This is a genomic window from Gracilimonas sediminicola (assembly GCF_024320785.1).
Classification (GTDB): Bacteria; Bacteroidota; Rhodothermia; order Balneolales; family Balneolaceae; genus Gracilimonas; species Gracilimonas sediminicola.
Map to the genome: position 1 here is coordinate 332,826 of NZ_JANDBC010000002.1, position 23,092 is coordinate 355,917.

At 43.5% G+C, this 23,092-nt stretch carries 25 protein-coding genes; 8 read left to right on the plus strand and 17 right to left on the minus strand.

The window, feature by feature from the left end; translation table 11 throughout:
* Positions 1-77 precede the first annotated feature (77 nt).
* The 17 genes from ftsH to nuoL all read right to left on the minus strand — a co-directional run bounded on the left by ftsH (position 78) and on the right by nuoL (position 18,737).
* Positions 78-2,198 carry an ATP-dependent zinc metalloprotease FtsH gene (gene ftsH, locus NM125_RS11275; RefSeq protein ID WP_255135031.1) on the minus strand — a complete coding sequence of 707 codons (2,121 nt, stop codon included), beginning with the start codon at positions 2,196-2,198 and terminating at the stop codon, positions 78-80.
* A 127-nt stretch (positions 2,199-2,325) separates the two neighbouring features.
* Positions 2,326-3,354 carry a thiamine-phosphate kinase gene (thiL, locus tag NM125_RS11280; RefSeq protein WP_255135032.1) on the minus strand — a complete coding sequence of 343 codons (1,029 nt, stop codon included), beginning with the start codon at positions 3,352-3,354 and terminating at the stop codon, positions 2,326-2,328.
* Between the two features lie 73 nt (positions 3,355-3,427).
* Positions 3,428-3,874 carry an ExbD/TolR family protein gene (locus NM125_RS11285; RefSeq protein ID WP_255135033.1) on the minus strand — a complete coding sequence of 149 codons (447 nt, stop codon included), beginning with the start codon at positions 3,872-3,874 and terminating at the stop codon, positions 3,428-3,430.
* 6 nt (positions 3,875-3,880) lie between these two features.
* Complete coding sequence (locus NM125_RS11290; RefSeq protein ID WP_255135034.1) at positions 3,881-4,423, minus strand: ExbD/TolR family protein; 543 nt, start codon at positions 4,421-4,423, stop codon at positions 3,881-3,883.
* 12 nt (positions 4,424-4,435) lie between these two features.
* Complete coding sequence (locus NM125_RS11295; RefSeq protein WP_255135035.1) at positions 4,436-4,702, minus strand: hypothetical protein; 267 nt, start codon at positions 4,700-4,702, stop codon at positions 4,436-4,438.
* Between the two features lie 31 nt (positions 4,703-4,733).
* Complete coding sequence (locus NM125_RS11300; RefSeq protein WP_255135036.1) at positions 4,734-5,453, minus strand: MotA/TolQ/ExbB proton channel family protein; 720 nt, start codon at positions 5,451-5,453, stop codon at positions 4,734-4,736.
* Between the two features lie 169 nt (positions 5,454-5,622).
* Positions 5,623-9,030, minus strand: coding sequence for a DUF8818 domain-containing protein (locus tag NM125_RS11305; protein ID WP_255135037.1), 3,408 nt, complete (start codon positions 9,028-9,030; stop codon positions 5,623-5,625).
* 130 nt (positions 9,031-9,160) lie between these two features.
* The gene (locus tag NM125_RS11310; protein WP_255135038.1) at positions 9,161-11,068 is read right to left on the minus strand and encodes a protein-disulfide reductase DsbD family protein; all 1,908 of its coding nucleotides are present in this window, start codon (positions 11,066-11,068) and stop codon (positions 9,161-9,163) included.
* 188 nt (positions 11,069-11,256) lie between these two features.
* Complete coding sequence (gene rplI / locus NM125_RS11315) at positions 11,257-11,703, minus strand: 50S ribosomal protein L9 (protein WP_255135039.1); 447 nt, start codon at positions 11,701-11,703, stop codon at positions 11,257-11,259.
* Between the two features lie 20 nt (positions 11,704-11,723).
* Positions 11,724-11,975, minus strand: coding sequence for a 30S ribosomal protein S18 (rpsR, locus tag NM125_RS11320; RefSeq protein ID WP_255135040.1), 252 nt, complete (start codon positions 11,973-11,975; stop codon positions 11,724-11,726).
* 33 nt (positions 11,976-12,008) lie between these two features.
* Positions 12,009-12,395, minus strand: coding sequence for a 30S ribosomal protein S6 (gene rpsF, locus NM125_RS11325; protein WP_255135041.1), 387 nt, complete (start codon positions 12,393-12,395; stop codon positions 12,009-12,011).
* A gap of 127 nt (positions 12,396-12,522) precedes the next feature.
* The gene (locus NM125_RS11330) at positions 12,523-12,924 is read right to left on the minus strand and encodes a type II toxin-antitoxin system VapC family toxin (protein ID WP_255135042.1); all 402 of its coding nucleotides are present in this window, start codon (positions 12,922-12,924) and stop codon (positions 12,523-12,525) included.
* Positions 12,917-13,165: a CopG family ribbon-helix-helix protein gene (locus NM125_RS11335; RefSeq protein ID WP_255135043.1), complete on the minus strand. Its 249-nt coding sequence runs from the start codon at positions 13,163-13,165 to the stop codon at positions 12,917-12,919. The genes NM125_RS11330 and NM125_RS11335 overlap by 8 nt, the downstream gene beginning before the upstream one ends.
* A 160-nt stretch (positions 13,166-13,325) precedes the next feature.
* Positions 13,326-14,792, minus strand: coding sequence for an NADH-quinone oxidoreductase subunit N (locus NM125_RS11340; protein ID WP_255135044.1), 1,467 nt, complete (start codon positions 14,790-14,792; stop codon positions 13,326-13,328).
* A gap of 9 nt (positions 14,793-14,801) precedes the next feature.
* On the minus strand, positions 14,802-15,086 hold the full coding sequence (locus tag NM125_RS11345; RefSeq protein ID WP_255135045.1) for a 4a-hydroxytetrahydrobiopterin dehydratase: 285 nt from the start codon (positions 15,084-15,086) through the stop codon (positions 14,802-14,804).
* 1 nt (position 15,087) lies between these two features.
* On the minus strand, positions 15,088-16,698 hold the full coding sequence (locus tag NM125_RS11350) for a complex I subunit 4 family protein (protein ID WP_255135046.1): 1,611 nt from the start codon (positions 16,696-16,698) through the stop codon (positions 15,088-15,090).
* A gap of 17 nt (positions 16,699-16,715) precedes the next feature.
* Positions 16,716-18,737: an NADH-quinone oxidoreductase subunit L gene (gene nuoL, locus NM125_RS11355; protein ID WP_255135047.1), complete on the minus strand. Its 2,022-nt coding sequence runs from the start codon at positions 18,735-18,737 to the stop codon at positions 16,716-16,718.
* A 348-nt stretch (positions 18,738-19,085) separates the two neighbouring features.
* Between nuoL and NM125_RS11360 the strand changes: the two genes are divergently transcribed.
* From NM125_RS11360 to NM125_RS11395, 8 genes are read left to right on the plus strand one after another with little or no spacing between them, the layout of a single operon-like run.
* Entirely contained in the window at positions 19,086-19,643 is a 558-nt protein-coding gene (locus NM125_RS11360; RefSeq protein WP_255135048.1) for a Na+/H+ antiporter subunit E, read from the plus strand.
* On the plus strand, positions 19,643-19,924 hold the full coding sequence (locus NM125_RS11365; RefSeq protein WP_255135049.1) for an MrpF/PhaF family protein: 282 nt from the start codon (positions 19,643-19,645) through the stop codon (positions 19,922-19,924). The genes NM125_RS11360 and NM125_RS11365 overlap by 1 nt, the downstream gene beginning before the upstream one ends.
* Positions 19,905-20,246, plus strand: coding sequence for a monovalent cation/H(+) antiporter subunit G (mnhG, locus tag NM125_RS11370; protein WP_255135050.1), 342 nt, complete (start codon positions 19,905-19,907; stop codon positions 20,244-20,246). Before NM125_RS11365 ends, mnhG begins: the two co-directional genes overlap by 20 nt.
* Positions 20,246-20,491, plus strand: coding sequence for a Na(+)/H(+) antiporter subunit B (locus NM125_RS11375; RefSeq protein ID WP_255135052.1), 246 nt, complete (start codon positions 20,246-20,248; stop codon positions 20,489-20,491). Before mnhG ends, NM125_RS11375 begins: the two co-directional genes overlap by 1 nt.
* A 23-nt stretch (positions 20,492-20,514) precedes the next feature.
* Positions 20,515-20,811, plus strand: coding sequence for a hydrogen gas-evolving membrane-bound hydrogenase subunit E (gene mbhE / locus NM125_RS11380; protein WP_255135053.1), 297 nt, complete (start codon positions 20,515-20,517; stop codon positions 20,809-20,811).
* Positions 20,801-21,241, plus strand: a complete 441-nt coding sequence (locus NM125_RS11385; RefSeq protein ID WP_255135054.1) for an MnhB domain-containing protein — start codon at positions 20,801-20,803, stop codon at positions 21,239-21,241. Before mbhE ends, NM125_RS11385 begins: the two co-directional genes overlap by 11 nt.
* Complete coding sequence (locus NM125_RS11390; protein WP_255135055.1) at positions 21,234-21,602, plus strand: cation:proton antiporter subunit C; 369 nt, start codon at positions 21,234-21,236, stop codon at positions 21,600-21,602. The genes NM125_RS11385 and NM125_RS11390 overlap by 8 nt, the downstream gene beginning before the upstream one ends.
* Entirely contained in the window at positions 21,599-23,092 is a 1,494-nt protein-coding gene (locus tag NM125_RS11395; protein ID WP_255135056.1) for a complex I subunit 5 family protein, read from the plus strand. Before NM125_RS11390 ends, NM125_RS11395 begins: the two co-directional genes overlap by 4 nt.

Here is a 23,092-nt window from a genome sequence, read left to right on the forward strand (position 1 = left end):
TCAGCCTTTGCGCTACTGTTAAGGAGGCGTTATCCTTTGTTTACCTGTAGATTATCTCAATGTTAATAGCCAATCTTTCAGGCCTTGGACTCTTCACTCTCTTTTTTGTCTGAAGAATCTTCTGTGTCGTTTTTTGTCTCTTCTTTTGCCTCTTGAGTATCCTCAGATTCAACTATCTCAGCATCAGCCACATCAGATTTTTCTTCGTCCTCTTTCTGAACTCCATTTTTCTTGGAATCAGAGCGTGGCTCGAAAATTCCATCCGGATATTTTCCGTGCGGACGATCACCCAGCAAGTCCCTCAGGGCGTGGTGGTCAAGAACTTCTCTTTCAAGAAGTGCTTCAGCCAGTTTCTCGAGCTCATCCTTATGCTTCTTGAGCAACTCGATGGTTCGGTCATGATTCAGGTCAATAATTCTGCGGACCTCTTTATCGATTTGCTCACTGGTCTGCTCTGAATACTTTTTATTGAATCCGTAGCTGTTTTCAGGGTTCTGGGAATCTTTCAGAGAAATATATCCAAGTTTCTCACTCATACCGTATTCGGCAACCATAGCAAACGCCATTGTTGTGATACGCTCAAGGTCGTTTTGTGCACCGGTTGAGATTCGGCCAAAGATAATTTCTTCAGCTACTCGTCCACCAAGCAACGCACAGATTTTATCATTCAATTCCTCGGTTGTCATGAGGAATCGTTCTTCCAGAGGAGTCTGTAAAGTATAACCCAATGCGGCTAAGCCACGTGGTACAATACTTACTTTCAATACCGGATCGGTATGCTCCAGGAACCAGCCTACAACAGCATGACCGGCCTCGTGATATGCCACAATCTTTCGCTCGTCTGGACTAATCAACTTATTCTTACGCTCTAATCCGGCAATTACTTTCTCAATAGAATCCTGGAAGTCTTCCATCTCAATGCTGCTCTTCTCTCGTCGTGCAGCCAAAAGGGCAGCCTCATTACAGAGGTTGGCCAAATCAGCACCGGCAAAACCCGGAGTTTGAGATGCTAACACTCTCAAGTCAATATTATCCGACAGCTTCAATTTTTTGGTGTGAACCCTCAGGATTTCGACCCGACCGTTTAAGTCCGGCTTGTCAATCATAATCTGACGATCAAAACGACCGGGGCGTAACAAGGCTGAATCCAGAATATCCGGACGGTTCGTGGCCGCCATCAGAATTACTCCTTTGTCAGAGTTAAATCCATCCATTTCACTGAGCAGCTGATTCAACGTGTTTTCCCGCTCATCATTGGAACCCATTGCCATTCCTCTTCCACGGGTACGACCAATGGAATCAATTTCATCAATAAATATAATACATGGGGCTTTTTCCTTGGCTTGCTTGAACAAGTCACGAACTCGGGCTGCTCCCACTCCAACAAACATTTCCACGAAGTCTGACCCACTTAAGCTAAAGAATGGCACGCTGGCTTCTCCAGCAGTTGCTTTTGCAAGCAATGTTTTACCGGTTCCGGGAGGGCCCACCAACAGCACGCCTTTAGGGAGTACACCGCCAAGCTTGGTAAACTTCTGAGGGTTTTTCAGGAATTCTACAACCTCTTCAACTTCAGCTTTTGCTTCCTGAAGTCCGGCCACATCTTCAAACGTAACTTTGGTTTCTTTTTGCTGATCGTAGAGAGAGGCTTTGTTCTTTCCAATGTTGAGAACTTGTTGTCCGGGATTCATTTTTCTGAAAATGAATATCCAGATTACAATCAATAGCGCAATTGGGATCAGCCAAACGAAAATACCGCTAAACCAGTCTTCTTCAATCCGAACGTCATACTCAACAGCATTGGCGTCCAGTACAGGGCGAATTTCATCCCCGCGCAGCATGGTGGTTCTGAATTTTCTAAAATCTTCAACGCTTTCTGTTGAAAACGGAAGATTGTTATTGTCTTCCTGAGCCGGCCGGTTTATAATTCCATCGGATATGGCTTTATCAGAATAGACCCCGGTTACATCCACTCCATTGGTGATTGTTATTTCATTTACATATCCATTTTCAACATGTTCGAGAAACTTGCTGTATTTAATTCTGTTTCCGGTGTCGGGAGAAAAGAAAAGTATTTGTGCAAGTAGAAGTACGAAGAATAATACAAATATGCTCCAGGTGGGAAATTTAGGGGAGTTACCGCCTTTTTTGCCGTCTGGCTTTACTGATTTTTTTTGATTTTGGTCTTTCTGCGCCATTAAAACAAGCTTATAAAATTATCTTAGACTATAATATAACGAACCTTACACTCAGATGAGTTTACCAGATCGAATTATCTTTATTGAACCGAACTAACTCTTGGCAAAAAACGTGCCACTGAGTTTATTATGACAAATCATCAAATGAGACCACGTCGCCCTCTGCCGTCTGCATTTTCATGCCCTCTTCTTTAGGAACCATGCGCCCTATTACTACAAAATCATTAAAATGATTAACGAACTCTTCCACTTTCTCTTCCGACAAAGTGAACATAAGTTCCAAATCCTCTCCGCCAAACAGCGCGTAGCGATCTACGTCTTCTTGCATTTCGTCGGCTACCTGACGGGTTTCGATTGCTATAGGCAATGCCGCCTGATAAATGTAGGCTCCGAGATCAGATGCCTCGGAAATGGAATTTACTTCACTAACCAACCCTTTGGTGATATCAATCATGGAGGTGGGTATAAAGTTCTGCTCTCTTAACGTATCCACAAGATCTTTTCTTGCTTCAGGTACCAATTGTCTCTTTACCACAAACTGATAATCTCCCAGCTCGGGCTGAATAGATTCATCGCCATGCTCCTCCCAGAATTTCTTTTCACGCATTAGAATCCGTAGTCCGGCAAGGGCTCCGCCAAGATCTCCGGTTATACAAATGGCATCGCCTTCATTGGCACCTTTACGATATGTGATGTGTTCTTCATCTACTTTACCATACACGCTAATGGAAACCACCAGGTTGGCGTGATTGGCTTTCAGGTCGCCACCAACAACTTCAACCTCATGGAGCTTACCGGCTGCATAAATTCCCTGATATAAATCTTCAACCATTTGGACAGACATTCGGTTGGGTACGGCAAGATTTACCAGAACTGCCTCCGGTTTGCCATTCATGGCATAGATATCACTTACGCCCGCTGAAAGTATTTTATAGCCAAGGTGATTAAAAGGAGTATAAGTAGGATCAAAATCTACGCCCTCAACGTAGGTATCGCTGGAAAGAAGGGTCAGGTTTCCGCCATCTTCTTTGATAACGGCAGCATCATCTCCAATAGATTGCGTTACCTTTTCGTTTTTGAAAGCATCATAGTTTGAAATCTTTTCAAGAAGCCCTTTGCTTCCTATGCTTTGTATCGTTTGAAATTCTTCAGACATAAAGAGAGGGGTTAAAATAAAAAAAGGCACCTGCACCATTGGGTACAGCTGCCTTAATCTTTAAAAAATATAATTAAGGTTCGCGACGTGTAGAGTAGTTTATACGAAACGTGCTGGCCTGCTTCAATTCTTCCTGAACGTCGGTGAGAAGTCCGAACTCGGAGTTCTCATCCACACGTAAAGACACAATCAATTTAGGCTGTTCGCGAAGCTTGTCGTACATCAGCGTTCTTATTCCGCCAATATCTTCAACGATAGCATCATCAATCTGAACCTTATCTTCACCAAGTTTATTACCCGGAAGTCGTTCCGGTCCGATGTATACATAAGAAAGAAGTCGCTTTTGCTCAATCTTTTCAATGTTTTCGGCCTGGGTGAGGTTAACGCGAACCTTTAATGTTACTTCTCTCAATACGGTGGTTACCATAAAGAAGAAGAGTAACATAAATACAACATCCGGCATGGCGGAAGTTGGCACTTCCTGCTTACTGCCTGCATTTTTCTTTTTAAAATGAGCCATGATAGATTATTCGTTAGGTTCTGCTATTGAGATTTTCTTCGGATACATATCCTTTACCTGCTCTTGCTGAGGACTGTCTTCTGTGAGTGCTCCATACGGCACACCATAGTTTGCCCTTGAAGCTTCGTCTCTGAGATCCTTGTAAGCGCCCATTACCTCATCTAACATATCAACATAAATGCGGTAAGGAGTTTCGCGTTGGGTTCTGATAGAAACAATCGCCAAATCGGGAGTCTCTGCCAGATTCGGATCTTGTGTTGGATTCTTAATGAACTCAATCAACCGGGCTTTTACTTCACCAAGCTGATAGAATTCTTCATCCATCACAATTCGTCCTTCCTGATTTACAAGAATGTTCATCAGGTTTCTTTCTTTAATGGGTGGTGGTTCCACATCATCTTCTAATGGTGGAGGTAGCACCAACCCGATTCCGGTATCAACGTTAATCGTTGTTGTTACCAGAAAGAAGATCAGCAAGAGAAAGGCGATATCGGCCATGGAAGATCCATTGATCTCCGCACTTTCTCTTTTTCTTTTTTTAAGTAGCATATTGCGTTCCTACTAAAACTTAAATGTTCCGCGAAGTCCGGTAAGGACTATCGCTGCAACCATACCAAGCATCATTAGAGCTGCTGTCATCACTCCGGCATCAGAAAACTCGCCGGATATTGCATATGCAATTCCGAAGACAACAAATGGGATGGCCATCATTCCAATCTTTTTGTAGTCCTGCTTGCCCATTACCAGGCTTCGTACTCCGGCACCGGCCATAGTGACCACGCCGAGAACGATTAACCCGAGAGCAAGTCCGACACTAATTGCAACCATATCTATATCCTTTTTATTGTTTGGATTCTAATTATGCGTCAGTGTCGCTGGTAGATGGAGGAACTAAATCTTTTCCTTCATTCAGCATAATAATGGAGTCAATCAGGGTGATTGAACTTTCTTCCATTTCTGCAATCAGTCGGTCAATTTTAGACACGCAATAGTTGTATCCAATTTGAAGAATAATACCCGCAATCAAACCTCCGGCGGTTGTCAAAAGAGCTGTCTTAATACCACCGGCAACAATACTTGGTGAAATATCAGCAGCAGCTTCAATATCATCGAAAGCCTCAATCATACCTACTACGGTACCAAGGAATCCGAATAGCGGAGCAATTGCAATGAAAAGTGATAACCATACAAGGCCGCGCTCGAGGAAGCTCATTTCAATAGAGCCGTAGGCTGAAATTGCTTTTTCGGCGGCTTCAATACCTTCGTGAGAACGCATTAAACCAGCTTGAAAAACTGACGCTACAGGACCTCGGGTTTGTGCACAAAGTTCTTCAGCAGCTTCGATACCACCGTCTTGAAGAGCTTCTTGTACGTTAACGATAAATTTACGTGTGTTGATGTCAGCAAGGTTGAGAGTAATGATCCGCTCAAGAAAAATGGCGAGACCGAGGATCAATGTAACCAATACAGGCCACATCCATCCACCTTCATTACCTTCGTTAAATTTTGCTACTACAACATTAAAAAACCCTTCGTCAGCAGGGGCTTGTAAGAGAAAAAGAGCAATCGACGATATCATGTCTACTCCACTAATAGTTTAATTGTTAAAGGCTAAGATTAATGAAGCGAAAGAATAGTTCATTTTATACTAAATGTCAAAGTAACATCCGTCATAAAAAGTCATTTTTACGTAATGTTACCCACTTTCCGATTCACTCCTTTAACTTACAGATTTTTAAGGAGTTTTATCAAAAAGTTGCACTCATAACTAATTTTATAGTATGTATGGCAGCACGGTCTGAGACGGTTCTCCCGTCATAATTAAAACTTATTCGAATTAAATTACTTGCACGGTATGTACTATTGAGCGACCATATCAGATTTGCCCCCTCCCCGGTTCCCTCCGTCAGCTCATAGTTTCCGTAGGATGATGAGCTTCCATTCACTGTCGTATTTCGTAATTCCAACCTGATATTAGATTGTAGTTTCCTCCATAAAAAAGTCCGGTGGGTTGTAGAAATCTTGAGCAGATCTGCCGTCACATTTTCGATTGGAAACCGATCTTCTTTTCGGGCATAAGAAATCTCCAGTCCTGCGTTCCATGATCGATTGATGGTCCCGTTTACCCCCGGTTTGAGAGAAAGCGTTCTGATATCATAATTCCTGTTTTGAAGCCGGCTGCTTTCGCTTCGGTTTGTACTTCCCAAAGCATCAAGGGAAATCCGAATGCGATCGGTAATATCTAATGCCGTATTCAGGTATGTCAAGTCCATGTAGCTTTCAATCGACTCGGTACTTCTCTGATTCAGGCTCCGGTTTTGTGAATATCCCAGGCGCAGGTCGGCTCGATTCACTCCATTCAATAGATTTAATTCTTTTTCCCAAAGCAGCCTGCCCTGCACGGTGTTGGAGTCATTTCGGAACGAGCTCAGCTTCAGCAAATAAACATCGGCCAAATCACGGGTTGTAGAATTTTCGGTAATGTCTATTCTCGATCTTAACCTGATTTCACGAAGCCAGCTTCCTTCCTCCAAAAAGACTAAAGGCTGAATAGTATTAAGCAACCGGGCATTCAAGTCTATGACCGGCAACAACTCATCGGAGGGTAAAAACTGGCGAATGAACGTTCCTTCATTAGGGCTCACTTCCAGGAAAAACTCATCCACCTGTTGAGTGCCGTCTCCGTTCAGATCATCCCATACATACTGCCCAATTTCAGGACCTACTTCGATATAGGTTTCCTGTAATAAAGCACGCCGCTGAGTGTTAGCCTCGTAGAAAAACTCCCCATCCAGCAACTCATTATTGGTTGAATAGTTTGTAACCGATTTAATAAGTAAACCCTGCCGGTTTCTCCCACCTTCTGCTTCAAAAGCGTCGGTAAACTGTTTATCCCTCAGGCGCACTTCGTTGGTAGTCCCAAAATTACTGCCGGGCCGGTAGCTTACCCGGTATCGCTGCTCAATGGCTCTGGCTTCATCCTGCAGCCGGTTATCAAGCACGCCCTCCTCTTCGCGATATGCTACAGATGCATCCAGTTCCAGATCTGAAAATGTCACCCGTAATCCCGGCCCCACATCGTAGAAGTTCCGGGAAAGTTGAGTGAGTGAATCTGTTTGGGGGGTACGTTGTTCCCTGTTCTCTTGTTCAAAGGATACGTAAGGAGTAATAAGGGTTGAACCAGCATCAAATCCTTTACTTACTGACCCGTTTTGCCTGAACCAGTTACCATTCTGATTCAAAACTTCATCTTCACTTTGCACCCAATCCTGATTGTAAATCAAATCCAATATTCCTTCTTCCGAACTTGAGATAGCGGAAGCCTGACGAATCCCATAAAACCGATCCCTTTCAACAATTCCCAGCTCACCCCCAATTGTTGTTTGCCCCGTTGGACTCACACTCAAACTCGCCTGATTGATCACTTCCTTACTTTCTCCGGTTCGGGTGATATTCCATTTGCGGTCAAACTCAACGTCACGGGTGCGTTCAAAAAACTGAAATCTCCTGCCTGAATATCTTCTGCTCACGGAGGCATTAATTTTGCCAATAGCTGAATTTGCTTCCGAAATCCTCAAACCGGATTCATAAGCCATATCAGTATTTTTGGCGTCATCAAGAGAGGAAAAACGGTTTGCATCAAAATCACTGGCCGCCCATTCCCCGAATAACTGAATGTTATCGCTGATATTGAAGCTCCCATAAATAGCCGCCATTTGTTGTTTTTGGGGAGCCGGAAGCTGGCGAAAAGGTTCATAACTGCCAAGCCCGGGGCCAACCCATTCATATAATAAGCCATTAACCTGACTGCTCACCCGGCGGTAGCTGCCCTCTCCTTCTCCTACATTGGTAAACTGTACTCTGTAAATTGCATCCTCCGAGCCGGGCTGATTTTGATAGATCGTGTAGCTTTGTCCATCCAAAACAGTATCCACCTCTACATACATAACGAACCGATCCCGTTCTTCTTCGGTAGCAACTCGAGCTCCACTTACTACCGCGTCATCAAGGTCATCTCCAACATCCTGAAGTAATTCAATATCATTTTGGGTGAGCACTTGTTGAGACAACAGGTCATCACCATCTGCCTGGCGAATAACCGATGCCCCGATGCTCATTCTCCCATCTAAAAAACTCCCGCCACCTTCTGCAGCTACCATCGTTCGGTTGAAATCCTGATCTACATACTCATACTCAATCACAATTCGGGTTTCATCTTTGATAAGCAGGTTGTTGGTGAAGGTGACTTCCCCTAAGCCATAGTCGATAATATAGTCATGCTCTGCTCCCCGCTGCACCTGTTGTCCGTTTACATAAACCCGCTCGGTTCCGGCAAGGATAATCACAAACTCCTGATCGTTACGGCCGGTTAGCCGATAAGGTCCCTGAAACCCATCTTGTCCTGAAAAACTCATGGATTTATAAGTACCCCTCACCACCGAAGCCGCACCGCTATAATCGCCATAGTCCGAATTCACATATCCGGTGGCTCCCTGAAGCCTTCTGTTGAGTCGGGCAAACGTACTTTGTTCCAGGCTGATGTCCACATCCCCCATTTCCACTGTTGTGTTCGGGGCTTCCACCTGAATAAACACCTTATCAAATTCCCGGAGGTTTTGCGTGGTACCATCGGGCTGAATGGGAATGCTTTGATCGGTTAAAGAGGCGTTGATGTTTATATTCTCGGTCAGGGCTCCGCTGAGTTCAAAATTCAATCCGCTCTCGAGCGCAAAATCCTGATTGGAACCTACAATAATGCCTCTGCTCAAGCTTCCCGATTGCCTTAGATTGGATTCGGCTAAAGCGGGTTGTTGTTGCCGGCTTGCAATTTCTTCATCCAGAGAATCCGGATCAGCAAATAACTTACTATCCAGTTCTATCGGTTTTCTGGGTTGATAGGTTCTGGAAATAGTAAAAGGATATTCCTGATAGCGAACTACTACCTGCCTGTAATCGGGAAGATCATTTTCCGGAAAAGAAAGCAATCCTGATTGTTCATCGAAAGTCCATTTTTCTGAGCTAAGCTCCATTCCATCGCCAGTGATATTTATGCTTGATGGAATCACCCATTCTCCTAAAAAATAGGAGGAATCCGGGTCAAAGGGTTGCAGTAATTTTTGCTTATCGATGGGATTTTGTGCCTGTACGGAACCCAAACTTGCGAAGCACAACAACAGTGTGCAGGCCAGATAGTGAACGAATGTTTGGGTCGCAGGGGCAGCCAGGGGAATCTACATTTATTTGGGTGTGATTAAGGCTAAAGCTTTCCGTGGAAAGGGTCAACAATCAGCGATTATTAAATGCCTGAAGTCCACGATCCAGAAATGCCACAAACTCATCTTTCTTGCTGTACCCTAAACTTTGGGTAATTACCCGCCCCGATTCAGGATCAACAATAGCGTAAGTTGGAAGGGCTACGTTTCCGGTCAGCTCAAACTGGAACATCTGATTTTCTGGCCCGTCCGGACCGCCATCGGTGTATAGTTTAACCAGCTCCATCTGATCGAAGCGCTGTACAACCTCATCCAGCGGAAAAATATTTGATTCCATAGCGCGGCAATTAGTACAGGTATATCCCGTGAAGTCGATAAAGATGGGTATCCCTTCTTCTTTGGCTGCCTCCCGGGAGGCTTCATAATCTTTTGACCAGCCTTCATCGGCACTGGTAGCTGCTCCCGTGCCCGGAGTTGTTCCGATTGATGCCACTAAACTTACATCCGTAGCTTGTTTTGGTGGAAGGAATGCATCCCAGATGCCCAGTGAAGAACCCAACAGTCCCGGAATTAAGTAGAAACTGAACAGCAGAAAAGGAATCGAAAGCAGCATTCTTCCGGTAGAAATACTTTCGGGCTTTTGCTCATGCTTTAGCGAATATGTGCCCAACAGGTATAAGCCAGTGAGTAAGAAAATGGCAATCCACGCGGCGATGGTCAGCGGGCGGGAAACGACTCCCCATTCCCAAACCAAATCTACATTAGAAAGGAATTTAAAAGCCGCTGCAAGTTCTATAAAACCCAGGAGTACTTTCACAATATTCATCCATGAACCGCTTTTGGGTAACGATTCCATCCATTTGGGGAAAATGGCCAGGATCACAAAAGGACTGGCAAATGCGGCTGAAAACCCAATCATCCCAATGATGGGATAAAACCACTCTCCGCCGGTAGTGGCAGCAAACACACCGCCCACAAAGGGTGCAGTACATGAAAATGAAACGGCACTGATAGTTAGTGCCATAAATAATATCCCGGCAATGCCGGAGCTCTCATTACTTTGCCGGTTCAGCCAGTTTGTTAACTGATGAGGCAGCCGGAGTTCATACATCCCCAGCAAACTGAAGGCAAAAGCGACCAGCACAAAAGCAATAAACAGGTTCACCCATGGGTTGGAAGCAAAATTCTGCGCACCGGATACTCCAAAAATAGCCGCAAGCAAAACACCCAGAATCGTGAAAGTGATGACTATTGCAATCCCGAATAAAACAGCACCTCCAATTCCCTTACCTGAACCTTCCTGTTTAGAGAAATATGAAACCGTCAATGGAATCATTGGAAAGACACACGGCGTAAGCAAGGCTGCAAACCCGGCCAGAATAGCCACCCAAATAAAGGAGAAAATCCCGTCTCCACCCAACGAAGACTCTTTAATTTCACTCCCGGATGAACCTGACTCTTCTTTATAAACAGCTTGTTCAACAGGACTTTCTGAAATCCCGGTTACCGTTACTCCCGCAATAATCGATTTTGATTTGGGCGGAAGACAGACCCGGTCGTCACATACCTGGTAAAAAACTTCGATATCCAGGTTTTGTGATCCTGTCTGATTGGTTTTGATAGCAACGGGAACGGTAAAACTGGCGAAACTACTGTGCCAGCCTAATTCAGCCTCAAAGTTGGGGTCGAACTCAATATCGGCCTTTGACTCTACTACATCACCGGTGATTACGAAATTGGTGGACTTAGCCGAAAACTCCGTTGGGAAAGGGCCGGCGTCTTTGTCGTTTAGAATAGAATATAGGTGCCAGTCACCTTCGATAGAGGCATCAATTTTTATCTCAAAAACTTCACCGGCCAGCACTTCTTCCGGGGCTTCCGAAACGCTGAATTTAACAGGGTCAGGAATTTGGGCATGAATAAAAAATGGGGATAACATCATGATGATGATCCCCATTAATAGTGTTTGAGTTGATTTCATTAAACCTAATTTCTTTGAGTTAGCCGTCACGGTTATTATCTGCAATCTGTATGTTCAATCAATTCCGGCATCACTACGTTTCCTTGTAATAAATGCGTTTGTTCTTGGATGACTGCGCAACCGTTTATCTTACGAATGCTAACTCAATTTATCCGAAATTAGTGTGTCGAAATCGAGTCAGTAAGTTATCACTCGTCTTTAACAACCCAGAACTTAACCTGTGGATTTAGATCTCCAACAAGGTTTACAGTGGCTGTGTATTCACCAAGTGCTTTCACGTCCTGATCAAGCGAGATGTCTTTCTTGTCAACAAGAATTTCACGCTCTTCCAGAGCCGCTGCAATGTCAGCATTGGTTACGGTTCCGTGAATTTTGTCTTCTTCACCGGTTGTTACAGGGATAGTAAGTGAAGTTACTTCCAGCTGCTTAGCCAGTTCTTTAGCTTCCTTAACGGTAAACTCAGCCTGACGAGCTGCTTCCTTCTTCAGTCTTTCAAGTTCCTGAATCGCTCCTTTGGTTGCCATAACGGCTTTTCCTTGAGGAATCAGGTAATTACGTCCGTAGCCGTCTTTTACATCAACAACTTCGCCGGACTGTCCTAATTTTTCTACGTCTTCTCTAAGTATGATTTTCATAATTCTGTCAACTTAAAATTTTATCTAAGGTTTTCAGCTACGTATGGCATAAGAGCTAAAAATCGGGCTCTTTTCACGGCCGTTGTTAACTGTCGCTGGTGCTTTGCACTGGTACCGGTAACACGACGAGGGAGAATTTTACCCTGGTCGTTAGTAAAACGCTGGAGAGTATCTACGTCTTTGTAATCAATGTACTCAACTCCGGCACGTGTAAATTTGCACTGTTTTACCTTACGTTGACCTTTCTTTGGATGTGATGGATTCTTAATCATAATTCAAAATCTTTAGGTGTGGGTTCTCTTTAATTAATCGTCGTCTTCTTCCGATTCGTCTTCATCTTCAATCGCGAAGATATCCGGCACTTCATTTTTCTTTTGAAGTTCACGGTGACGTAGCATTTTGGCGTCATATTTCAGCGTCAGGTATCGAAGAATGTCATCATCGATTCTTAATTGACGTTCAACGCTGGCAATAGCTTCAGCGGGTGCTGTGAAATACATATTCACATAATAACCACTGCCTTTTTTATCGATGTTGTATGCGAACTGACGTAAGCCCCACTCATCTACTTCATCAATTTCTCCGCCGTTCTTTTCGATCAGATTGGTAACTTTATCGACGGTTTCTTTGAACTTATCCTCTTCGAGAACAGGATTTATGATATAGGTAAACTCGTAATAGTTTTTGCTCATTTTGATATGTTTTTCTTTGGTTGCTTCCTAAGGTGAAAGCAGTCGCTCTGGCACTTTGCCGAGCAACAGAAGACTCTTAAGATACGCTTTTTTTGTTGTCTATTCCAACCTCTCAAAAAGGTTTATTTTACTGATCCAATAGGTTTGACAGGTATTGGCCGTTACTCAATTTATATACTTCAAAATCACTGTCCAGTGTAATAATTGATTCAAGGTCGCGAGCCTCAGCTGTAACAATCAGGGATGCATCCGCGAAATCTGCTTGTAAATCAGCATACCTCTCCATCACTTCTCTTACTTTTATGAGCTGCCACTGTTCAAGGTTTACAACTTCGATACCTCCTTCCGCTACCCAATCCAAAAAGTTCAACTGTGTTTCTTTGTTAAAATCGAGCATGTAGGATACTTCCGTTAAAACCGGCCACGTAGAAATCAGCCTCCCCCTGAAATCTCTCATAAATTCCAATACTCTGGAATGATGCTGATCATCGCGATCAAACAGAGCAATTACAGGACCCGCATCAATCATTGTGCTTATCACGGATCTTATCTTTTATGCGGGATTTATAGGTTACGGATCGGTTTGCTTCACCGCTCCCATGCTTTCCAAAGTAGGCTGCGCCCGCTTCATAGGGTTTGTTATATTTCTTCTCTTTTGCCATATACTCCACCAAGGCTTCTTTTATAATATTGGAGCGGGATACATTTTTTTGATCGGCCAACATCTCCAGCTCTTTCTCTAAATCTTCCGGCAAACGAACTGATCTCATGACATTATATTAATTGTTTTACAAAATGTATTACAATTTTCGATTATGCACAAATCTCTCGCAGATAAATTAACACAGTTCGATTAGCTCCACCGGCCCGATGTGTCAGTACATCAGCTTGGCGGGTGGGGTTAGTTACTGAATGAAAAGCGACTGATTATCAGGGAGCGACTGAAATGGCAGGTGTCGAATAGCCACCGAAAGTGTTCAGCAGATCCATTAACCCGCCGGTAGGCAGCAGCGGCTCCACTCCATAATAAAGTGTCAAAATAGCGAGAATAGCGATGGTTCCCTTATAAAGCAGTGTGGGCTTGAATAGCTCAACTGGCTGATGTTCTTCACGGAAGTACAAGTAAACCATAACGCGAAGATAATAATACACACTGGCTGCACTGGCCAACACACCTACAATTGCTAACCCAACCATCTCGGCATTAATAGCTGCAGCAAATACATAATACTTTCCTACAAAACCCACCAGTGGTGGAATACCGGCCAGAGAGAATAGGAATACGGAAAGAGAAATTCCCATCATTGGTTCTTTGTAGCCCAATCCGGCAAGGTTTTGAACCTGGTTGAAATCAAGGCCTTTGTTGCGCTCGTAATAAGCAATCACTCCAAAAGCTCCCACATTCATCAGGGTATAGGCGAACAGGTAAAAGAGCACGGCGCTGTACCCCTCAAATGTGCCGGCAGCTAAGCCAACCAGTGCATAACCGGCATGTGCCACACTTGAATAGGCAAGCATGCGTTTTACATTATCCTGCACAAGGGCAATGATGTTACCAAATATCATAGTTACAATTGCGATAAGGCTGAGCACCGATTGCCAGTCCAATCCTTCCATAATCGGAAGTGCTCTTGCAAGCACCAAAATAAAAGCTACAAACGTACCCGCTTTAGAGGCCGTAGCCATGTAAGCTGTTAAAGTAGTTGGCGTTCCCTGATAAACATCGGGAGTCCACATATGGAATGGCACCGCTGACACTTTGAATAAAAATCCTACTAAAAGAAGTCCGGTTCCGGCAAGGAATAATAAATCGGTACTTGCAGCTGCGCCTATTTCAGGAATGTTTGTTGTACCGGTAGCTCCATAGAGTAGAGCCATTCCATATAAAAGGAACCCTGTTGAGAAGGCACCGAGTAAGAAATACTTCAGAGCTGATTCGGCTCCGGCTTTTTCGTCTTTAATCAAACCGGCCATCACATATAAACAAATAGACATGGTTTCCAGGCCTACAAATAGCGTAATCAGGTCGTTGGAACCGGCAAGGGCAAGCATACCGGATGTAGCAAATAACATCAGTGCATAAATTTCACCGTAGTAATGTCCGATGCCTCTCAGGTAGTCTTCACTAATGAAAACACAAAACACAGCACCGGTGAGAATAACCATATTCCCGAATGCTACCGGTCCACCGTAAACCAACATCCCGGAAAAAGCCGTATCCAGGTTGGTGCCTAATGATTGCACACTTACAATGAGTGCAGCAATCAGGGAAAGTGAGGTAATCCAGAAATTTAACGGGCTGTCTTTTTTGAGTGATTCAACCACGATTACTACTAAACCGGCTACAGCAGTAATTACACCGGGTAGAAAAGCTTGTATGTCGCCTAAATAATCCATTCGCTAATTTTATAAAACGCTTTCAATTGCTTTGGCAAGATCCACATCTTTCTGTGTGACCTTATCACCCGCATCATGTGTATTCAAACTGATATTTACTGTGTTATACACATTAAATAGTTGCGGATGATGTACCTGTTTTTCAGCTTCTACTCCAACACGGACAATAAATCCGAGTGCTTCGCTGAAGTCTTTAAATGAAAATTCTTTTTTTATAACGTCATCGCCAAACTCCCACCCTTCTAAGGAATTCAGAGCTTCGCGAATGTCCTGTTCTGAAAGTGGTTGTGCCATTTTACTTGGATGCCATTTGTGATTCAACTTGATCTACGTCATAGAATCTTGCAGTCCAGTCAGGAAGGTCTTCATCAAGTTTGGACTGCTCTATTACAGCCATACTTTTTTCCTGAGATGCTTCAATTAATTCCTCAACCTGAGCTTCTGAATATTTTGTGAAATCAACAGGGTGGATTCCAATCCAAAACATGAAAATAACTAAAGGAACCAAAAGCCCGATTTCACGACCATTCAGATCTACTAATTTCTCATTTTCTTCATTGGTGATTGGGCCAAACATCACGCGCTGGAACATCCATAACATGTAAACGGCCGCTAAAATCACACCGGTTGCAGCCAGTATTGCAAATACTTTATTGTTATAGAGCTCAGAGAAAAACGAGCCGTTCAGTATCAAAAATTCACCTACAAATCCATTCAGTCCCGGAAGCCCGATGGATGCCAGCGTTGCAATCATAAACATTACGGTAAATACCGGAACCTTCTTCGCGATGCCTCCGAAATCTTTAATCATTCGGGTGTGTCGGCGATCATATATCATCCCAACAATAAGGAAGAGCGCGCCGGTTGAAAGTCCGTGATTAATCATCTGAATGATGGCTCCCTGAACAGCAACAGTGTTCAGAGCAAAAATTCCCAATACAACAAAACCTAAGTGACTAACCGATGAGTAGGCCACCAATTTCTTCACATCTTTCTGAACCATGGCCACCAGTGCACCATAAATGATTCCGATCACGGCAAGGGTAGCCATCCATGGGGCAAATTCCATAAAAGCATTCGGGAAAATCGGCAGACAAACGCGGATCAATCCATAAGTACCCATCTTAAGCATAATGGCAGCAAGCACAACTGATCCTGCTGTTGGTGCCTCGGTGTGTGCATATGGTAACCAGGTATGGAAAGGAAACAGCGGTACTTTAATACAAAACGCCAATGCAAAGGCCAGGAATAAATACGTCTGCTCAACCAGACCAATGGTGTACATATCACCGGACAGAAATCTCCAGTCGGTAGTAAAGGTGGTTCCGCCTCCCATTGCAGCACCGGCATCGTAACCCAGGTAAATCAACCCAACCAACATGATCAATGAACCAACCAGCGTATAGATAAAAAACTTAACCGTGGCTTGTATTCTTCCGGCTCCACCCCAGATTCCAATCAGAAAGTACATGGGAATGAGTGAAAGCTCGAAGAAAACGTAGAATACCATCAGGTCGAGAGAAGCAAAAACACCGAGTGAAGCCGTTTGAAGCAATAATAACATGCTCAGGTACCCGGCCAGGTGCTTTTTAACTGAATTCCATGAAGAAAGAATTACGATTGGCCCCATGAAAGTAGTCAGCATAAATAAGAGCAGACTCAATCCATCTAATCCTACCAGGTATTTAATATCCAGAGTTTCCATCAGTCGCCCGCCCTCAGTCAAGAACTGAGGAGTTCCCGAAGCAGCCACGTCAAAACTTAACATTAATGGCAATGAAGCCACAAAAGTAAGGACTGTCACTAACAGGGCAATCCACTTACGGGAGGTTTCATTCCTGATCAGTAAAATCAGCGGAATGCCTAACAGCGGTAAATAAATAACGATATTTAAAAGAGTTTCCATCTACTAATCAGTGACAATTACATTATCATTAAATAAAGGATCACAATTACGCCAATCACAAATGCCAGCGCATAACTTGAAACCACCCCGGTTTGAACGTATCGGAATAAGCTACCAAACAGACGAACCGTTCCGGCTGTGGCGTTTACAATTCCGTCCACTACTTTCATGTCGAACACGGCTAATACTTTATCCGAAAATTTCACAATAGGATCTGAAATTAATCCTTCATACACCTCATCGAGGTTGTACTTGTCTTTCCAGGTTTGGTAAAGCCCGCCAAATCGATCGGCGAGTTTTGCGTCCGATTCAAGCTGCTGATTGTTGTTGTACATTCTGAAGGCTGTCCAGGTACCGGCAATGGCAATCACGATAGAAAACGCCATGATACCCCATTTGATCGGCTTGCCAAGAATCAGTTCATAATCAGCATTAATATTGTACAGCCAGTTATGCAGTAAATTTATATGTGCAGTTTCTCCGGTGAAAGTTTCTACAACAAAATTAGGTACACCTAAGAATCCACCTACAGCTGCCAGGCCTGCCAAAGTCCAAAGAGGAATGGTCATGGTTGCAGGACTTTCGTGCAGATATTTTTCAGCTCCGATAGCTTCTTTAAAACGCTGCCCCAGTTTGAACTCCCCATGGAAGGTTGTAAGTGTAAGTCGGAACATATAAAAAGCGGTAAGGAACGCGGTAATCATTCCAACACCCCACAGTGCCATGTACATATAGCTTCCAAATTCACCGGCTCCGGCGTTGGCGGTCATCGCTAAAATTTCATCTTTCGAAAAGAACCCGGCCAATGGGGGAATACCGGCAATAGCAATAGTTGAAATCAGAAAAGTCTTGTAGGTAGATGGCATGTATTTTCGAAGGCCACCCATATTTCTCATATCCTGCGGGTCGAAATGCACATCTTTGCCTTCGTGCTCAAGTTCATGCTCTACATGGTGCATGGCATGGATAACAGATCCTGAACCGAGGAACAGGCAAGCTTTAAAGAAAGCGTGGGTTACTACATGGAACATTGCAGCAGTAAAAGCTCCGGAACCTAACGCCAGGAACATATACCCCAACTGTGAAACCGTAGAGTAAGCAAGCACACTTTTAATATCGTTTTGAGTAATGGCAATGGTTGCAGCAACAATAGCTGTTAATGCACCAATAACGGCAACAATCAGCATTACTTCCGGTGACATCACAAACATAGGCGACATACGGGAAATCAGGTAAATCCCTGAAGTTACCATGGTAGCCGCATGGATTAATGCAGAAACCGGAGTCGGACCAGCCATCGCATCGGGCAGCCAAACAAACAATGGAATCTGAGCAGATTTACCGGTTGCACCGATAAACATCAACAGACCAATGGTGAATACATATTCACCGGAAAAAGCATCAAGGTTACCCAGTATCACATCAAAATTCAGGCTTCCCACTGTTTGGAAAACCATAAACATGGCAATCAAAAAGGCAAAATCACCGATACGATTGTATATAAAAGCTTTTTTGGCAGCATCGGATTTAGCCATATCGGTGTACCAGAAGCCAATCAAAAGGTAAGAACAAACACCTACACCCTCCCATCCAAGAAACAGCAACAATAAGTTATTACCCAGAACCAGGTTCAACATCGCAAAGATGAAGAGGTTCAGGTAAGCAAAAAACTTCCAGTAACCTTCATCATCCGCCATATACCCCATTGAGTACAGGTGAATAAGAAAGCCGACACCGGTTACCACCAATGTCATAAGTATAGAAAGCTGGTCGAGGCGATAAGCAATATCAACGCTGAAGCTACCCACTTCCATCCAGGTAAACAGCTTATACACTACTGCTTCGGAGTCAGCATTAATATTAAGGAAGAAATAAACCGCAATAGCAAAAGGTACAAATACGGCCAGATTAGCAATCAATCCAATGAGTTGCTTCTTATTTCTATAGTTCTCTGCGAACAGGCCGATAATTCCGTTGATCAGAAAACCAGCTAATGGAAGAGCAATTATGAGTGAAAACAGCGCCGTAGCGGATTCCATTTATTAAACTTTGTTTTGATTTCAGTAAAAACAAAGCCGCGACAGGCACGGCTCCGAAATGGATGGCAAAGATACAAAAAACTATAGGAAGGTAAAGACAGATTTAGGGGATTTTTCTGAAATTTAAATTAGTTCTGCCTTTGGCCGATAAACAAAAAATTGAATGAATCGCGGTGGCTCGAACCAAGCATTAGTTTGCTTATTTGAATTTGTGGATGCCCGACAACCAACTCTTAATATATAACCCAAAACAAACATCAAATTTACCCAATTTAAATTTCAGGTAATTATCAGAATTTGTATGTTTGGAGCCATTAAAAATTCCCAAAATCCTAATTCATCAGAATCTTGAAGTCTTTTTCAATTCAAAGCCCGATTGTATCTTTTCTGACCCTGATGGGGTTTTGGTATGTCATGAGCGGTTTTTTTGATATCACGCACACCATTATGGGTGTTATCAGCGTGACTATTGTAATGGCATTCAACTATAAGTTAAAAGCACATTCTTTTTACGATAACGAGAGTGATGTAATTAAAGATCTTCGGTTTTTATATCTGCCCTGGTATTTTATTTGGTTATTCTGGCAGATCATCGTTTCCGGAATTCATGTTGCAAAAATTTTACTGAGCCCTTCGCTGCCTATTAAATCATCCGTGGTTCGTTTTAAGGTGAATTATCCCAACCCTCATGCTAAAATGATTTTGGGTAATTCTATTACACTCACCCCGGGAACGCTAACGGTAGACATTAACGACGACGAATTTATAGTACACGCAATTTCCCCGGTTTCCTTTGAGGGAATTGCCAACGATAAAATGCCCCAACAGGTACTCAAATTATTTACTACAGAAATGCACGATGTGGTGTCAGACTTTGAAGTGATTCACAGCAAGGAGGACTTATAATGGATTCCTTCTTTCTATATAGCGCCGTTATTTTGACCGCTATTATTGTTGTTCCCGCCTATCGGGTAATGAAAGGCCCAACCGTTTTTGACCGGTTGGTAGGTACCAATGCCATTGCCACAAAAACAATTGTTCTTATTTGCCTGATTGGATACGTATTCGGCCGCATCGATATGTTTATAGATATAACTCTGGCCTATGCCATTCTTGGATTCATCGGCTCGCTGACGATTGCAAAATATTTCTCATCCGAAAAAGTAGATGTCCGATTTGATGATTGATTTCACTTCCATATTAACCATTGTATTTGTTGTAGCAGGCATCTTCTTTTTGTTGGTGGGAAGTATCGGCATCATCCGACTGCCGGATTTTTACTCCCGTACGCACGCCACCAGTAAAAGTGATACCCTTGGAATGATTCTCATTATTATAGGCCTCATTATTTTTGAAGGACTCACGATCAACAGTGGGAAATTAGTTCTGGTGCTCTTATTTATTTTGCTTGCCAACCCTGTTGGAGCCCATGCACTGGCCCGGGCAGCTTATAATTCGGGACTCAAACCCCTGTTCCCCGATAACAAAAAAGACAAAACGGAAGGCTAATGTACTGGGAACTTGAACTCATATTATTCATCTTTTTGTTAATAACCGGCTATATAGCGCTGGAAGCGAATGATTTACTTATATCCGTAGTCATGCTTACTGCATTCAGCTTTCTAATGGCTCTTTTATTCACCACCATGGGAGCTGTAGATGTTGGATTTACCGAAGCAGTGGTCGGCGCCGGGGTTACAGGAATTCTATTAATTGTTGCCATTTATCAAACCACATTTAAAACAGAAGATTGAAGTATCTGAAGCTACTTATAATTATGGCATTTACTACCGTGCTGCTCTTTGCAGCATCGGACTTGCCCTATCGTGGAAACCCTGACAACCAGATGAACCAGGAAGTCAGCATGACCGGCACTGAAGTTCCGGGCAACTATTACATTCAGGAAGCTTACAATGATGCCCACACCCCAAACATCGTAACCGTAATATTGGGCGACTATCGTAGCATTGATACTCTGGGTGAGCAAATTGTAATCTTCACAGCTGGGCTCATTACTTTTTTGCTGCTTAGAAACCGAAAAGAAGAAGCAGAGGGAGAAAACGATGACGAATAAAGAACACAGCCCCATTATTTTGTTGGGTTCCCGTTTTTTGAGTCCTTATATCATGCTCTTCGGTTTTTATGTGATCTTTCATGGTCACTATTCTCCCGGAGGAGGATTTCAGGGTGGAACACTGCTTGCCGCTTCTCTTTTATTGATTCGCATTGCCAGTGGCACCGAAATTGCCGCCCTTCAGTTTAAGGACTATTTAGCCACCCCCTATGCTGCACTTGGTGTACTCATTTATTTCGGAACCGGGTTAGTAGCCATTTTCACCGGCGGGTATTTTCTGGATTATGAACAACTACCTATTCCCGGCCTCGAAGCTGCAGACCTGCGCTATTGGGGGATCCTGATTATTGAATTAGGCATTGGGTTAACGGTAATGACCGTGCTTGTACTTATTTACGATAATATGGTAAAAGGAGAAGATTATGCTTGAATTCTTTTTAGGCCACTATGCTTATTGGTTTACCATTATTCTGTTGGCTTTGGGCTTATATGGAATGCTCCTGAAAAAGAACCTGGTAAAGAAAACCATTGGGCTTTCCATTTTCCAGGCCGGTGTCATCCTGTTTTTTGTTTCTGTAGCCATGAAAGAAGGCGCAACGGTGCCAGTTAAAGCTTATGATTTACCCGTTAGTGAAGTCTCAAATTACATGAATGCGCTTCCCCACACGTTAATGCTGACTGCCATTGTAGTTGGTGTGGCAACTTTGGGAGTCGCCTTTGCTCTGTTGATCAACATTTACAATCGCTACGGCACCCTCAACGAAGAAGAACTTTTAGATAAGATTCAATGATTGGATCCGAAATACCGGCGTTAATACCCGTTACATACATCTTTTTTGCGATTCTGATTCCTGTCGTCGGACTCTGGAGGCGTGAAATTACCTGGCATTTGAGTCTGCTGGGAACAGGAATAGCTACCTTCTTTTCCGCATGGGGATTTTGGCACCTCATACAAACCGGTGAAACAATTCGCTACTTTTTTGGAGGTTGGGCGCCTCCCATAGGTATTGAGTTTGTGTATGATGGCCTTGCGGCTTTCATAGTTCTGGTAATCAATGCCATTGCCTTTTTTGTACTCATTCACTCCAAAGAAATCAGCAAGGTTGAATTTCCCGGCAAAAAGATGGCCTATTACACCGTTTCTATGCTGCTGATGCTGGGCTTCAACGGAATGGTGCTTACCGGAGACCTCTTTAACCTTTATGTATTCCTTGAGATTTCCTCTCTTTCCAGTTATGCCCTGATTGCCATTGGTGAGAAACGAGCTCCCTTTTCAGCTTTCCGCTATTTGATTATTGGTACCGTTGGCGGATCACTCTATTTATTGGGGGTTGGATTTTTATATACCGTAACCGGCACGCTGAATATTATTGACATGCACGCCATGCTTCCGCAAGTGATTGGTCATTCTTCAGTAATCGCTGCATTGATTCTGATGATCATTGGTGTTGGGGTGAAAGCCGCATTGTTCCCGCTTCATGGCTGGTTGCCGGATTCTTATACCTTTGCCTCTTCCACCTCTTCTGCTTTGATTGCTCCCATCGGAACTAAAGTTGCAGCTTATATTCTATTCAGGATTGTACTGTTTTTATTCGGAGTTGAACTGATCGACGATCAACTTCCGGTTACCACTATTATCGGGATTTTTGCAGGGATCGGCATTCTCTACGGTTCCATCATGGCTATTGCCCAAAGCGAATTAAAGAAAATGCTGGCATACAGCTCGGTTTCACAAATCGGGTATATCATCATGGGGATAAGCCTTGCTAATCCGTTTGGATTTATAGGAGCCGTGCTTCATATCCTCAATCACGCCATGATGAAAGCCCTTCTCTTTCTTGTTTCAGGAAGTATGAGACTCAAAGAAGGGCATTCACTCATTACAAAATTTGACAATTCATACCGAAAGAAATACCCATGGACGATGGCTGCTTTTACAACAGCTGCTATTTCTATGGTAGGACTTCCCCCACTCGCAGGATTTTTCTCAAAATGGTACCTGGCATTGGGAACCATTGAGAACAGCGATTGGCTGTTACTCGCAGTAATACTGATCAGTTCGCTGCTAAACGCGGTGTATTTCTTCCGGATTTTGGAAAAAATATATCTCAATAATCCCGACGCGGAAGAAGCCACCGAAACGGAAGCCGTTCAGAATAACGAAGTAAGCTTCAGCATGATGTTTCCTATGGCCGTAATGGCGATCGGGCTACTACTGGTTGGTATTTTCAACGTGTATATCGTAAATGTAATTTTCACCATGTTTCCGGCAGGATTTTAA

Excerpts from the sequence above, each read along its gene's own strand:
- mnhG (WP_255135050.1), top strand. The coding sequence starts at position 19,905 with ATGTCCGATTTGATGATTGATTTCACTTCCATATTAACCATTGTATTT.
- NM125_RS11345 (WP_255135045.1), bottom strand. The coding sequence starts at position 15,086 with ATGGCACAACCACTTTCAGAACAGGACATTCGCGAAGCTCTGAATTCC.
- nuoL (WP_255135047.1), bottom strand. The coding sequence starts at position 18,737 with ATGGAATCCGCTACGGCGCTGTTTTCACTCATAATTGCTCTTCCATTA.
- NM125_RS11340 (WP_255135044.1), bottom strand. The coding sequence starts at position 14,792 with ATGGATTATTTAGGCGACATACAAGCTTTTCTACCCGGTGTAATTACT.
- thiL (WP_255135032.1), bottom strand. The coding sequence starts at position 3,354 with ATGTCTGAAGAATTTCAAACGATACAAAGCATAGGAAGCAAAGGGCTT.
- NM125_RS11385 (WP_255135054.1), top strand. The coding sequence starts at position 20,801 with ATGACGAATAAAGAACACAGCCCCATTATTTTGTTGGGTTCCCGTTTT.
- rpsR (WP_255135040.1), bottom strand. The coding sequence starts at position 11,975 with ATGATTAAGAATCCATCACATCCAAAGAAAGGTCAACGTAAGGTAAAA.
- NM125_RS11300 (WP_255135036.1), bottom strand. The coding sequence starts at position 5,453 with ATGATATCGTCGATTGCTCTTTTTCTCTTACAAGCCCCTGCTGACGAA.
- mbhE (WP_255135053.1), top strand. The coding sequence starts at position 20,515 with ATGGCATTTACTACCGTGCTGCTCTTTGCAGCATCGGACTTGCCCTAT.
- NM125_RS11375 (WP_255135052.1), top strand. The coding sequence starts at position 20,246 with ATGTACTGGGAACTTGAACTCATATTATTCATCTTTTTGTTAATAACC.
- NM125_RS11350 (WP_255135046.1), bottom strand. The coding sequence starts at position 16,698 with ATGGAAACTCTTTTAAATATCGTTATTTATTTACCGCTGTTAGGCATT.
- ftsH (WP_255135031.1), bottom strand. The coding sequence starts at position 2,198 with ATGGCGCAGAAAGACCAAAATCAAAAAAAATCAGTAAAGCCAGACGGC.
- NM125_RS11295 (WP_255135035.1), bottom strand. The coding sequence starts at position 4,702 with ATGGTTGCAATTAGTGTCGGACTTGCTCTCGGGTTAATCGTTCTCGGC.
- NM125_RS11335 (WP_255135043.1), bottom strand. The coding sequence starts at position 13,165 with ATGAGATCAGTTCGTTTGCCGGAAGATTTAGAGAAAGAGCTGGAGATG.
- NM125_RS11290 (WP_255135034.1), bottom strand. The coding sequence starts at position 4,423 with ATGCTACTTAAAAAAAGAAAAAGAGAAAGTGCGGAGATCAATGGATCT.
- rpsF (WP_255135041.1), bottom strand. The coding sequence starts at position 12,395 with ATGAGCAAAAACTATTACGAGTTTACCTATATCATAAATCCTGTTCTC.
- NM125_RS11330 (WP_255135042.1), bottom strand. The coding sequence starts at position 12,924 with ATGATTGATGCGGGTCCTGTAATTGCTCTGTTTGATCGCGATGATCAG.
- NM125_RS11285 (WP_255135033.1), bottom strand. The coding sequence starts at position 3,874 with ATGGCTCATTTTAAAAAGAAAAATGCAGGCAGTAAGCAGGAAGTGCCA.
- NM125_RS11390 (WP_255135055.1), top strand. The coding sequence starts at position 21,234 with ATGCTTGAATTCTTTTTAGGCCACTATGCTTATTGGTTTACCATTATT.
- rplI (WP_255135039.1), bottom strand. The coding sequence starts at position 11,703 with ATGAAAATCATACTTAGAGAAGACGTAGAAAAATTAGGACAGTCCGGC.
- NM125_RS11395 (WP_255135056.1), top strand. The coding sequence starts at position 21,599 with ATGATTGGATCCGAAATACCGGCGTTAATACCCGTTACATACATCTTT.
- NM125_RS11310 (WP_255135038.1), bottom strand. The coding sequence starts at position 11,068 with ATGAAATCAACTCAAACACTATTAATGGGGATCATCATCATGATGTTA.
- NM125_RS11365 (WP_255135049.1), top strand. The coding sequence starts at position 19,643 with ATGGATTCCTTCTTTCTATATAGCGCCGTTATTTTGACCGCTATTATT.